Source organism: Robinsoniella sp. (assembly GCF_034124845.1).
In genome coordinates, this window is the sequence record NZ_JAWYAJ010000091.1 from 1 (window position 1) to 13282 (window position 13282).

10 protein-coding genes are annotated in these 13282 nt (G+C 41.2%); 2 read left to right on the forward strand and 8 right to left on the reverse strand.

All coding sequences use genetic code 11. The features are described from left to right. The 3 genes from ACH2DQ_RS04520 to ACH2DQ_RS04530 all read right to left on the reverse strand — a co-directional run. Positions 1–2899, reverse strand: a 2899-nt coding sequence (locus tag ACH2DQ_RS04520; RefSeq protein ID WP_395025738.1) for a glycoside hydrolase family 98 domain-containing protein, incomplete at its 3' end; no start/stop codon positions are given. A gap of 435 nt (positions 2900–3334) precedes the next feature. After that, on the reverse strand, positions 3335–4498 hold the full coding sequence (locus ACH2DQ_RS04525) for a putative mucin/carbohydrate-binding domain-containing protein (protein ID WP_394915305.1): 1164 nt from the start codon (positions 4496–4498) through the stop codon (positions 3335–3337). A gap of 263 nt (positions 4499–4761) precedes the next feature. Beyond that, positions 4762–5607 (reverse strand): AraC family transcriptional regulator, encoded by an 846-nt coding sequence (locus ACH2DQ_RS04530; protein ID WP_394915306.1) that lies wholly within the window; start codon positions 5605–5607, stop codon positions 4762–4764. A 130-nt stretch (positions 5608–5737) separates the two neighbouring features. Here ACH2DQ_RS04530 and ACH2DQ_RS04535 point away from each other — a divergent pair, with 130 nt between their 5' ends. Further along, positions 5738–6985: an alpha-L-fucosidase gene (locus ACH2DQ_RS04535; protein WP_394915307.1), complete on the forward strand. Its 1248-nt coding sequence runs from the start codon at positions 5738–5740 to the stop codon at positions 6983–6985. Continuing rightward, a complete protein-coding gene (locus ACH2DQ_RS04540) occupies positions 6982–7275 on the forward strand; it encodes an ATP-binding cassette domain-containing protein (protein ID WP_395025750.1) in 294 nt (97 codons plus the stop codon). Before ACH2DQ_RS04535 ends, ACH2DQ_RS04540 begins: the two co-directional genes overlap by 4 nt. Before the next feature lie 140 nt (positions 7276–7415). Here the strand turns inward: ACH2DQ_RS04540 and feoB are convergent, their stop codons facing one another. The 5 genes from feoB to ACH2DQ_RS04565 all read right to left on the reverse strand — a co-directional run. After that, positions 7416–9563 (reverse strand): ferrous iron transport protein B, encoded by a 2148-nt coding sequence (gene feoB, locus ACH2DQ_RS04545; RefSeq protein ID WP_394915308.1) that lies wholly within the window; start codon positions 9561–9563, stop codon positions 7416–7418. Positions 9564–9575: 12 nt separating this feature from the next. Next, on the reverse strand, positions 9576–9815 hold the full coding sequence (locus tag ACH2DQ_RS04550; RefSeq protein ID WP_394915309.1) for a ferrous iron transport protein A: 240 nt from the start codon (positions 9813–9815) through the stop codon (positions 9576–9578). Between the two features lie 380 nt (positions 9816–10195). Next, positions 10196–12325 carry a diguanylate cyclase domain-containing protein gene (locus ACH2DQ_RS04555; RefSeq protein WP_394915310.1) on the reverse strand — a complete coding sequence of 710 codons (2130 nt, stop codon included), beginning with the start codon at positions 12323–12325 and terminating at the stop codon, positions 10196–10198. A 13-nt stretch (positions 12326–12338) separates the two neighbouring features. Further along, positions 12339–12692 carry an Hpt domain-containing protein gene (locus tag ACH2DQ_RS04560; RefSeq protein WP_394915311.1) on the reverse strand — a complete coding sequence of 118 codons (354 nt, stop codon included), beginning with the start codon at positions 12690–12692 and terminating at the stop codon, positions 12339–12341. Between the two features lie 87 nt (positions 12693–12779). After that, on the reverse strand, positions 12780–13282 hold a 503-nt coding region (locus ACH2DQ_RS04565; RefSeq protein ID WP_395025742.1), incomplete at its 5' end, for a dihydroxy-acid dehydratase.

Below are 13282 nucleotides of genomic sequence, written 5' to 3' on the forward strand. Positions count from 1 at the left end.
AATATTCCTGCTCCTCGTAATGCTCATAGACATCCTCGTTGCAGATCAGCACATCAAACTCAACCCATCCGTTTGCACTGATCTGGAAGGTATAAGTTCCGGTTGCACCGTCCCATTCCCCATCCGAGATCGTATACTGGTTTTTCTTATGATAATCGTCATACATTCCGTCAGTTACCACAATCCTGGGTTCCTCTTTCAAGCCATGGATTGCAATTGACGCATTCCGATTCGTTTCATCCAGACGGAATTCATTTGGAATGACACTTCTCCAGATATAATTGGGCCACATACTGTTATTATCTGTATCCCAATGTACGGTTCCGTTTGGATCGTTAATATTTTTATATCCGTTCCATACATCATCCTTGTCCAGCAAAAAGTTGTTGAATTTTACACTGGTTTTGTCCGCTTGATCGGTGATTACCAGATAAGTGAAGTTATCATAGCTGATATCCACCGAATCGGCAAAACCATGATCAAGTGCCAGAGAAACGTTTTGATTCCCTTGCGTTTCCCACAGACTATTGTAGGTAAACCACTGATTGTCAAGTTTTTCTGCATAGCCATTCCCTGTGTAGGTTTCCGGATAACGGTTATCAAAGTATTCCAGTACTTTCTGGGCACTATTCAAAGCTTTACTGTGATCGTTGTTTATAAAATCCATCTTCCCTTCGTATTTCGCCTTAAACTCGTTTGTAACAAGAGATGGAATAACCGGAATGGTTCCATACCGTCCGGTGGATTTGGTAACCATGGACTTATAGGCACCCCCGGCGCCGGTATCACCATAAAGGGTATTATAGATAGGTGCAGAATTCAATATACTGCTGACCTGCCCTTTTTCGGTAGTGATTGCCACTTTGGTTTTGGCAGCCACCTCATTTCGGTCAGGTATCTTTGCATCCAGCAAAAATTGTGTTGCTTTGTCCACAATGTCCGTATAGGTAGAAGATAATGTATTGCGCACGCCTTCGGCTCCAACCGGATGTTCAAAACTAAACACGGTAGCTCCGCTGAGTCCCTCTTGAATCATACGATAGGCAAACAACTGATCCGGCATGGCAAATGGACCGCGGCACTCTTCTGCACCGCCTGAGGCAATACCGCCTCCCTGTCCTCCATACAGCTTCCAGTATCCGTCTATATACCACATCCAGGAATCCGTAAGGGTTCCCCAGTTATCGGCAATCCCGGACAGCCATGCTCCTTCTATAACTCCTTCTGATGCATTTGTTCCCATATTACCGGAATTGGGAGTGGAGGTCTTGTGCATCAATATCAGATTCTTGCTGTACTTTTTGGCAGCATGTACAAAAGTATCCGTGTTCAGCATATTTGTGAATTGTGCCGAAAGAACTTGATCCGCATACCATATGTATCCTCCGTACCGGTTGCAGATTTCAAGCTTATTTGCAACATCGTCAGCATAGTTTTTCATATGGCACTCAGAATAAGAAACTCCTAAAAAAGTAGGATATGTTTGGAAAAATTCCTCTACCAAAGCATCCGACATCACATCAGAGGTATAAGAGTTACCTATCATAAGGAAAAACGGGATGTTATAGGTATTGCACAGATCCGCCTGCTGACGGTAAAACTGTTCCTGTGTCAGCCCCCGCACTACATAATTATTGTTCATATAGTAACCGCCATGAATTACAAGTGCCTGATAGGGCTTTGTTCTTTCCGGCAAGTTATCCCAGAAGTCCTTCACATTATGACCGCCCTGGATCGTTCCCGGTAAGTTGCTGTTAAATTCACGCTGCATGTGGTGAATGATAAGTGGATGTTCATTGTCAACCACACGCCTCATCTGTGCTTCCACTGCTATTTCTACAGGGACTTTTACCGGTTCAAGACCATTGACAGCTACTGTGATAAATGTTGAGCCGGTGTCTTTTCCTGTGACCAGTCCACTATCATTAACCGTGGCTATTGCTTCATTCTCACTGGCAAATGACGCTTCAGCCCCATAAATATCGGAAATGCCGCTTTTAGCAGACACTTTCATCTGCTGGGTATCTCCCTTGCGGAGTGATAAAGAAGCAGGTGATACATCTATTTTATCTGCCTGTACCGATGATGTATCCGCAGTAAACGCAAATCCATCTACTTCAATGTACGTGGATCCCTGACACTCAATCTTTAACGTGTGCTGAGCGTCCGGTATACCAACCAGAGAATAAATTACTCTCTGGTAATAGTTTGTATCTGCATCGTAAGAACTGACGTTTTTCATTAATTCTCCATCCAGGTAAACCTTGGCTGGAGTTGTATAGGTAGGATCTACCTGGCTAATCCAGCGAACCCCAGTTCCCTGAAAGGTAAAGACTGCCGTTGCTCCGGCAGAATTGGTCTGCTTGGCATGACCACCGCTCTGACCGCCCTCATTGGTCGTAATCCAGTTTCCGCTATAAACAACTGCAGATTCTGTTTCTTCTACTGCTGTCCAATTGGCGTCAGATTCCTTACTCGCTGTTGGATCTGCACCAGATTCCAAACCAGCTGATTTATTAGTTTCATCGGATTCTGTGGCTACTGTTGCAGCATCTGATACTGTCATTGTTGTTTCTGCGGCATCTGAATCTGTACCTGTTGTTCCTGCGGCATCAATTTCTGTGCCTGTTGTTCCAGCGGTATCTGATTCTGTCATTGTTGTTTCGGATGCATTAATTTCTGTGCTTGCTGTTTTCGCAGCATCAGAATTTCCACCTGTGATCAATTTTGCTTCCGTTTCGATACTCTCTGCAGGACCCATATCCGAATTCTCATCTGCTGTCCATACTACTTTTGTTTCCTCACTGGCTGCTAAAGCCGTCCCGGAGGGAACAGTCATCAACATACATACTGCCATAAAGCCAGAAAGCAATCGCCTTGTGAAATGTTTCTTTTTCATTGTCACATCTCCTTTTCCCCTGTATAAATTTGTGATTCATAGGATTCGATGCCTTAATTTATTGGTTATTCTGCCTATGATTCCTAACAAAGCTACCTATAAATTATATCAATCTTACAGATGAAAGTAAATTTAACATAATTGACTGGAAAATGCTTATTTCAGGGAAAAAGTAAAATTATCGATTATTACGTTAATAATTGTCAATTTTTGACTGATTATTATGTATTTTTGACTTGATATATTTTCTGCTGCTGTTTTTAAGGAACAGATATCTTGGGCATGTAAATAAAAACGAGCAGCTGTGCTATGCATCAGGGAATCCTTCTCAGACATAGACAAGGAGCTGTGCACCTATAGATATATGATCTACTATTACAACAACTCCTTGTTTTTTATAATCCGATTAAAATTTAGAATAAATGTACCTTAATTTTAATTAGTCAATTCTGCTATCTCCACAGACTTACCTTCACCGTCAAAAATCAGATTTTCATCTCCAACTGTAAAAATTGACAGTCGTTTATAGCGATAATCTTTTGATACATTCTGAACAGTCCCCATAACTTTTAAGCGTGATGCAGCCTCTTCATGTAAGACTATAATCTTATCTCCTTTTTCTATTTGAAGATTATTCAGTGCATTAGCCATTTTTGAATTTTCTTCATTTCCTTTTAAAGCCACACTGACTTTCATATTGCCGTCTTTTCCCATGACGTATACACCGTAATAAAGATTATTTCCGAATCCAGGGTGCGGAACACCACTATTAAAATTTGTTTTTAATTTCTTATTTGCATAATCAAATTTAATGGTTACTTGGTTGAAATTATAATGACCTTGTAAAATGATTGTATTACTTTGTTCTAATTTACCAATCATTTCTGCAATTAACGCTTTTAAGTCTTTTAAATTAACGTTTGTAGTACCGGCAGCCATTTCTTTTTCCGCCATTTTTATTGCATTCTGTAACCTGTTAAAACTGGCAGGTGTATAATCTTCAGCCTTATATTGTTTCGCATCCTGTACAGCATCCTGTAATTCCGTCAAAAGAACTGATTTTTTTTCTGTTGTATACTCTAAATATTCTCCTCCAATATAAAAACGTCCTTTGCTTGCATCTATAGGACTGCCGTTAGAAAAATTATATCCACCGAGAACATTTCTGGCTATTTTAAACCGTGTATATTGTTCCTGATGATTAATTACAAAATATGCACCTTTCTGATAGGGTTGACTATTGATCTTCTTTGCAAGAGCTTGGCCATTGGATACTCCAAGTACTGACTCACGAAACACCAGATTATCATTTTTATCATAATATTCAACATCTACGTACCTGGAATAACCAAATGCTCCGTTTGAATTAACACCTGATGCCGTAGCTTTCATTGAATTTTTATTATAATCAATGGTAAGCCATACCCTATTGTTATACCCTAGAAACTGAATTGTATTTCCTGCCTCCACATATCTTTCTGTTACAGTATCCATCCGGGAATTAGAATTTGCACTTGCAGATGCAGAAACTGCCGAACCTGAAAATATTGTTGTTACTAATGTCAGAGATAAAACTACTGTTATTATTTTTCTCTTCATACCTCATACTCCTTTTTTAGATTGCTTCTGTTCAGTCTGAATGCTACTCTTTTTGGGATTCATATTGACCCATTTTCTGTTTACTTTTTATTTATTATTCTAACAGAACAGAATTTAGTTATTAATAGTATCGCATACAATTTTATCATAGTACTTATAAAATATTTAATATATGTATTAAAAAGTAGTATTTATGGTATGAAATTTTTTAATCCCATTATTTTATTACGAAACTTCAATCTGGCATTTCCATACATTTTATTTTAACGGTTATGCCCCATTTCATTATGCAGTTCAACTCTCATATTAACCCTTCTGTATTCACTTGGCGAAATTCCCTCTTGCCGCTTAAAAAAAGCAGACAGATAGTAAGCATCACAAAAATGATACTGTGCCGCAAGTTCTTTGATGGTTTTATCGGTGGTTACCAGTTCCTGGCAAAGGCGGGCGGAAAGCAGTTTCTCCACATATGTTTTGATACTGCAGCCGAAATCCTTTTGAAATGCCCTGCTGAGAGTGGACGGATGCCAGCCGTGTCTATCGGCGATTTCGCTCATCCGCAATGCTGCTGAAAGATTGATATCAATATCATCCAGAATATCCCGATGGCGCATGATCTGACTATCAGGAGATGTCCAGTTCTCCGGTATCAGGAGTGAAAGAAGCTTTAACAAAAAAGCATCATACCAGAGTTTATCGCAGAAGGAATTGGGTTCCAAAACAGTAAATGCCGGGGTATCCCCAGCGGAAATTGGATTGCTGCTGCGGCTGATCACGTCCAGAATCTCATCCCGGGCTATGGATACAGAAGCAATACCATTCATTGCACCAAAAATATCCAGACCTGGCAGCAGTTCGGCGTGTAAATCGATATATATCTTTTCTATATAATGACTGCACTTACAGGAAAACTGTGTGTTTGGCGGTATCAGATACGCATGTTCCGGCAGCAGACTGATGATATGATCACCAATAAGAATTTCACCATCACCATCCAAGACCAGATAAAGGGTATTATATGGATAGATATTGATCGGATAGTTCCAGTCTTCATTATTACGGTAATATACGCAGTGGATAACTTTTGTAGTGATATCCGGAAAAGTCAAAAAATCACATCCTTTCATTATAATATTATATTGCATTTTTCTTGATGTCAATCTTATAATGTTGGTATGTTAACATGATAAAATATAAGTTTGACTTATTCAAACACAAAAAATCAAAGGAGATGCCGCTATGTATGATACAAAACAGAAATGGTTTAAAGAAGCGAAATACGGAATGTTTATCCACTGGGGACTCTATTCCATCTTAGCAGGAGAATACAAAGGAAAAGTGACAGATAATATTGCAGAATGGATTATGAACGATCTGGATATTCCTATTCCCGAATATGAAAAACTGGCTGCCCAGTTCAACCCGGTAAACTTCAATGCAGATGAATATGTCCGCCAGGCTCGCGACTGGGGGATGAAATACCTGACATTTACTGCAAAGCATCATGATGGATTTGCACTTTATCACTCACATTGCTCTTCCTATAATGTTGTAGACGCAACACCTTTTGGACGTGATATCGTAGCGGAACTGGGAGAAGCCTGCCGTAAGTATGATGTGAAATTCTGCCTTTATTACTCTCAGGCCCAGGACTGGCATCATCCTGACGGATATATACACAAGAAAGATAACACTGGAAAGAACTTTCGCCGTTATTTGGATGAAAAATGCCTCCCTCAGATTAGAGAACTGCTTACCGGTTACGGTGATGTCCATATGCTCTGGCTGGATACTCCAATGGGATGTACAAAAGAAGAAAGCCAGGAGATTTATGACCTGATCAAATCCATACAGCCTGAATGCATAGTCAGCGGCAGAATTGGCAACCAGATTGGTGATTATATGACAACTGGTGACAATGCAATCCCATCACTTCCCTTTAGTGGCGATTGGGAGGTTCCTGCGACTCTAAATGATACATTTGCTTATAGTAAACATGATCATAATTGGAAAACTCCGGAACAGATCATACACTTAATGCTTAGGATCAACAGCCGCGGCGGTAATTACCTGCTGAATATCGGTCCGAAGGCTGATGGAAGTATTCCTGAAGAAAGCTGCCGCATCCTTGATTGTATAGCAGAATATTTAAAATGCACTGGAGACAGTGTATATGCAACAAAGCCTGTTCCTCATTATGTCTATGAAATGGACAATGTGGTCTTTACCGGCAAAGATTACCGTTTATACATTCACTTGAAAAAGCCTGTAAAAAAACTGTTGCTGAACAATATTGCCAATACCATTGAAAAAGCTTATCTGCTTCACAGCGGCAAACCGGTTATTGGTAGCTGTGTTAAAAGCTGTGAAGGGGACTCTTGCTGGATGTTTGATATCTCTGAAAATGAGTCTGATTTCCATCCGATCGATACTGTTATCTGTGTTGAAATGGGAGAAAAGGATCTGATACTTGAGACACTGAAATAAAAAAATGGGGCTGGCTCTCTTCTGGCTGTGGAAAAACTACATTGCTCTCTATTTTAGGCGGGTTGGATACTCCTGATGAAGGCTCTATTATCTTAAATGGCAAACCATTAAATGAAAAAGAACTCTCAGACTATCGCCGAAAGGAAGTGGTCTTTATATTTCAGAATTACAACCTCATCGATTATCTCACAGCCGAAGAAAATTTAAATCTCGTTTCCACTTTGGATGCGCTTCCTGACCCACCGGGAATCTGGATGAAACAAATACGAGAGCCATCACGAAATTATTAGTCCACTATGCGCACCACCTTGCTGATAGGTGCGTGATCATAGTAACCCACTCCATGGATGTGGCAAATCAGGCAGATACGGAATTGAATCTTGAATTTGGGGGGTGAAGCCAATCACTTCCCCCCAGCTGCTTTCAAAATTTAACCTAACCCCAACACCCTTACCACCGATGTAAACACAAAGCACACCACAATCCCCACAACTGCAGGCACCACCACCGAAACAAGCGTCCACTTTATACTCTGTGTCTCCTTGTGTATGGTGAGGCACGTTGTGGAACAGGGCCAGTGCATCAGCGTAAACAGCATGGTGCTGACTGCCGTTACCCAGGTCCATCCGTTCTGTACGAGAAGCTGCTTTAATACATCCAGGTCATTTATTTCCATCAGGCTTCCCTGTGCCATATACGTCATGATCATGATGGGAATTACTATCTCATTTGCAGGCAGGCCCAGTATAAAAGCAATCAATATCACGCCATCCATGCCCAGCATCTTGGCAAACGGATCCAGTGCTCTTGTACAATGGGTTAATATCGTCATATCTCCAATAGACAGATTTGCCATCAGCCAGATAATCAGTCCTGCAGGTGCTGCCACCACTATTGCACGTGCCAGTACAAAGAATGTACGGTCAAAAATTGAACGCACAATTACTTTTCCGATCTGTGGTCTCCGGTAAGGCGGCAGTTCCAGGGTAAAAGAAGATGGCATGCCTTTTAAAATTGTCCTGGATAATAACTTGGAGACCGTGAGGGTCATCACTATGCCAAGCACAATCATGCCTGCTAAAATAACTGCTGACAGCAGAGATGAAAATACACCGGTGACCTTTCCTACAAAAAACATGGAGATTACGGATATCAGAATCGGCAGCCTGCCATTGCAGGGGACAAAATTATTGGTAATCATGGCGATAAAACGTTCCCTGGGAGAATCTATGATACGGCATCCGATGATTCCGGCAGCGTTACAACCGAAACCCATGCACATAGTCAAAGCCTGTTTCCCGCACGCCTGGCATTTTTTAAAACACCTGTCCAGATTAAATGCGACTCTTGGCAAATACCCAAAGTCTTCTAACAGCGTAAACAGCGGGAAAAAAATTGCCATTGGAGGCAGCATAACGGACACTACCCATGCCAGAACACGATATATTCCAAATACCAGAATCTCATATAAAATGGTGGGCGCACCTATCTTCTGGAAGAATAATACCAGCTGGTCTTCTAACAGGAACAGTCCTTTGCTTAAAAGCTGTGACGGATAATTAGCTCCGGTGATCGTAAGCCAGAAGACAAACAGCAGTACCAGGAACATGATAGGGAAACCACTTAACTTACTGGTAAATAACCGGTCCAGCCGGCGGTCTTTCCGGTTGTATGATTTATCTTCAAAATTAACGGTATCCCTGCATAATTCTTCTGCTTTCTTTACGAAGGCTGAGGCGATATCATCGCTCAGCTGTTCTCTGGAAATGTCCAGGTCTGCTAAATTGGAATTGATATCGGAAAGGATATTATGTATCTCTTCATTCTCCAGAAGATCATTCCCAATATGCTGCTGCATGGATTTGCGCAGGCAGTCATCTGCATCCAGCAGTCTGGCGCAGAGCCATCTGGTGTCCGGTATTCCTTTGCAGACTTGATTAACGGACGGTTCCAGCTGGTGAATAGCTTCTTCAATATAATCTGGATAAACTACCAGCGGTTCTTTTTTCTCTCTTTCTTCCCAAACCTGATTCAGACCTTCAAATATCTGGTCCAGGCCTTTTTTACTTCTGGCTGTTATTCCGATGACCGGAACTCCTGTTTTTTCTGATAATGAATCTAATTGTATCTTAATCTGTTTTTTTTGGGCTTCATCCATTAGATTGACACAGATTACCACATTGGTACAAGCCTCCAGAATCTGCAAAACCAGATTCAGATTTCGCTCCAGACAGGTTGCATCGCACACCACAACAACTGCATCCGGGTGTTCAAAACAGATAAAGTCTCTCGCTACTTCTTCTTCCATGGAATGTGCCATTAGGGAATAGCATCCCGGGATATCTACCATCACATATCCCTGATTTCCATAAGAACAATACCCCTGTGCATTGGCTACCGTTTTTCCCGGCCAGTTGCCGGTGTGCTGCTTCATTCCCGTCAGCTGGTTAAAAACGGTACTTTTTCCCACATTGGGATTTCCGGCAAGTGCAATCACTTTATCTTCTTCTCTCTGTTTTTGAATCACAAGTTCTCTGTCAACGGAAGTCATTCCTGATGATGACCTGTTCAATCCCATAAGCGCCTCCTCTTAATCACTGCATTCTACCATTACACTTCCAGCATCCTCTTTGCGAAGAGCTATTACAGCACCTCTTATTAAAAAAGCGCAGGGGTCTCCCAGAGGGCTTTTTCCAACACATTCCACTGTTGTCCCCTCTATCATTCCTATATCCTGAAGCCTGCGCCTCATTTCTTTTAAGGAGATCAACTCTGTGATCACTGCCTTTTCTCCTTTTTTTAATTCAGTAAGTTGTACTACATGGGTCATATATTTCACTCCTTTGGAATATAATTAGAATAGTGCAGTATGATACTATATTCTATTGTATGCTGGCCGAGGTCCAATGGTTACACAATGACAGATCATTGCTCGCAGAAATAAAATTTTTGAATGATTGGAGATGCATATTATGACTGTTAATGAAAATGTTGCCTTATTTTTAAACTACCGCTTCTTTCAAAAATTATTTGAGTACTATTATCGGAAAAAAATTAATACACCCTGCTTTTTAATGAAACAGAATGAAAAATGGACCATTGTAACTTATAATGTTTCTATATAAGAATGCTGTAACGGCATGCAGATAGGGCTTATAGTTGGGACTTGTTTTAATAAATGTGCAAAAAAATAAGGCAGTTCATACCGCCTTATTTTTCCGTACCGCCATTATGTAAAATTTCAGCCAGTTCATCTTCGGTTTGGACAAAGCTGTCTACCTCTGACAACAGGGAACGAAACGGCATCTCAGCCGTATCCTCTCCATAGATCACATACTGGTCTTTTCCTGCATTTTTAGAGCAGTACAAGGCTTGATCAGCCCTGCTTAGCAGTTCTTCGTATGTCTTTCCGGCTTCGGGGAATACCGCAATCCCGATGCTGACGGAATAATCATACCCCTTGAATCCTTTCCCCAGAGTATGGCAGAGTTGTGATGCTTTATCCATCATATCCCGAATGGAGTTTATCCCCCGTAGCAATACGATAAATTCATCCCCGCCAATCCTGCCAGTTATATCCGTGCTTCTTACACAACCTTTCAGTTGTCTGGCAATCGCAACCAGCAGTTCATCTCCATAGGGGTGGCCGTAACCGTCATTTACCTGTTTGAAATCATCCAGGTCTATAAAACACAGTGCTGACTGCTGTGATGACTCATTAATGAGCACTTCACTGATCTTCTCTTCCAATGCTTTTCTGTTATACAGCCCTGTCAGTCCATCGGTGTTAGCCACTTTTTTCCATTGCTCCAGTTCTTTGTAACGCTGATCCACGTTGACCATTTTCCCCATCAGAGTCAGGCACTCTCCGGTTTCCTGGTTCCAGATGGAATGAATATAGACATCAAACCATTCATAGGTATCTTTCTTTACCATCAGGCGAACCTGAACCTTACAGGTTACATTCTGACTGGTAAGTATCATCAGATGTTTTATAAATTTATTTTTGTCCTGGGCATGCAGAAATCCACTGCTCTGTATCCAGTGTCTGGCATTCTCAATGATGATATTTCCTCCAAAAATTTCTCTGAATTTTTCAGAAAAGCTAATGAAATCTCTCTGGGTATCATAGTCAAATACAATATCTCCAGACAATTCCGTAATAATCCTGTATTTTTCCCTTTCAAGCTCCAGAAGCTGTAAGGTCCGGTCAGAAATATTGGTCATATTTGCTGTCGTTTTCTGTTCGTATTCATCCTCGTAACCAAACGTGCTTGCATTTTCATCAGTCAAATTCAAAAGGTATTGGTACATTTCATCTGCATTTTCGCTAAAACATTTCAAAAGCCTGGGATTAAATGTCCCGCATTCTCCATTTTGAATCATCCCTATCGCTTCCTGATGGCTGTAAGCAGGCTTATATACCCGCACACTTGTCAATGCATCATAGACATCCGCAATTGAAACTACCTGTGCCCAAATAGAGATTTCATCTCCCTGAAGGCTATCGGGATAACCTCTCCCGTCCCAGCGCTCGTGATGATGTCTGCAGATATCCAGGCAATATCCCATAAAATTCTGGTTTTGTATGTATTTAAGTTTTCTTGCTACTTCGCAGCCCTTAACAGTGTGGGTTTTCATAATCTCAAACTCTTCACTGGTAAGCTTTCCCGGTTTGTTTAAAATAGAATTGGATATTGCAATTTTTCCAATGTCATGCATGGCAGCAGCTTCTGAAATGGTTTCAATCTGCTTTGCAGTAAGATTATATCCGGGAAATTTCTTTGATAATTTTTGTAGTAAAAACTTTGTTATGATACGAATTCTCAGAATGTGTTGTCCTGATTCCATATTTTTAAACTCAATGATACTGCTGAGGGCATCCAGCAGCTGCCTTGTCTGGTTGCGCAATGCCTGTGTCTGCTGTTCTACCAGCTCCTCCAGACTCTCCTGCCTGCTGTATAACGCAAGTACATTTTTCACACGTCTTCTTACGATATCCGGATTAAACGGCTTTGTTATAATATCCGTAACTCCCATCGCATAGCCTTTTTTCATGACGCTTTCCGAATTCTCGGCAGTAATCATCACCACAGGAAGACGTTCCAGCAAATTCTGCCTCTGCAGGCTTTCTAATACCCCAAACCCATCTATAACAGGCATTACAATATCCAGGAGTATAATATCAATTTCATGTTTCTTCTGGGAAATTAACTGCAGAGCCTGTTCACCATCGCAGGCTTCCAGTACATTGTAGTTCTGATAGAACATTTCATTAAGGATTGCCCGGTTCAGTTCCATGTCATCGACTATTAAAATGGTTCTTCTTTTTTGCTCCATAGTCCACCCTCTGCTAATCCAGTTTTTCGATTACATGTATGATATTCGTATAGGTACTTTTTACCCGTTCAAACAGCTCCGGAATATGGTCGTCATTACCGGATCTGATACAGTCCACCAAATCAGCACAGACTGACTGCAGGATGCAAAATCCTAAATTACCGGCAACCCCCTTCAAAGTATGGGCATTCATTTCTATTCCCTGGCGGTCTCCTTCGTTAACAGATCCTTCCAGATTTTTATAGGTAGGATCCTTAAGAAATTTGACTACAAATTTTTCTAATAAATTTTCATTCCCACAAAAACGATCTTTCACAGCAGAATAGTTTTCCTGCCCTAATTCCTCATATACGTTCTTTATCTTCATAACCTGCTCCAATCCTGTTCACTTTATATCTATTATAAAGGTGTAAACCTGAATAGTCAATGAATTTTGGACCGGGAGCAGTTGTATTTACTCCAGTACAGCCCCGGTACTTCCGGAAGTTACACTTCTTGCATATCTTGCCAGATATCCTTTCGTTATCCGAGGTTTGCGGGGTTTCCATTCACTTCTGCGGATCTTCAGTTCTTCATCCGCAACCAGAATCCGTATCATATGTTCCGGTATATTTATTTCAATGAGATCCCCTTCCCGGATCAGCGCGATATTCCCTCCCACTGCTGCTTCAGGAGACACATGACCGATTGCTGCACCTCTTGTGGCACCGGAAAACCGTCCGTCTGTTATCAGCGCCACACAGTTTCCCAGACCGCTTCCCATAATGGCGGAAGTGGGATTTAACATTTCACGCATACCAGGACCTCCTTTTGGTCCTTCATATCGGATGATGATGACATCTCCTGCATGAATTCTACCTTCGTAAATGGCATCCAGTGCATCTTCTTCACAGTCAAAAACCCTGGCACTTCCTTTGTGGCACATCATCTTGGGATCTACTGCTGCCCTTTTAACCA

Bases quoted from the DNA above. Each gene is read 5' to 3' on its own strand.
- ACH2DQ_RS04535 (WP_394915307.1), top strand. From the start codon at position 5,738: ATGTATGATACAAAACAGAAATGGTTTAAAGAAGCGAAATACGGAATG.
- ACH2DQ_RS04525 (WP_394915305.1), bottom strand. From the start codon at position 4,498: ATGAAGAGAAAAATAATAACAGTAGTTTTATCTCTGACATTAGTAACA.
- ACH2DQ_RS04550 (WP_394915309.1), bottom strand. From the start codon at position 9,815: ATGACCCATGTAGTACAACTTACTGAATTAAAAAAAGGAGAAAAGGCA.
- ACH2DQ_RS04555 (WP_394915310.1), bottom strand. From the start codon at position 12,325: ATGGAGCAAAAAAGAAGAACCATTTTAATAGTCGATGACATGGAACTG.
- feoB (WP_394915308.1), bottom strand. From the start codon at position 9,563: ATGGGATTGAACAGGTCATCATCAGGAATGACTTCCGTTGACAGAGAA.
- ACH2DQ_RS04560 (WP_394915311.1), bottom strand. From the start codon at position 12,692: ATGAAGATAAAGAACGTATATGAGGAATTAGGGCAGGAAAACTATTCT.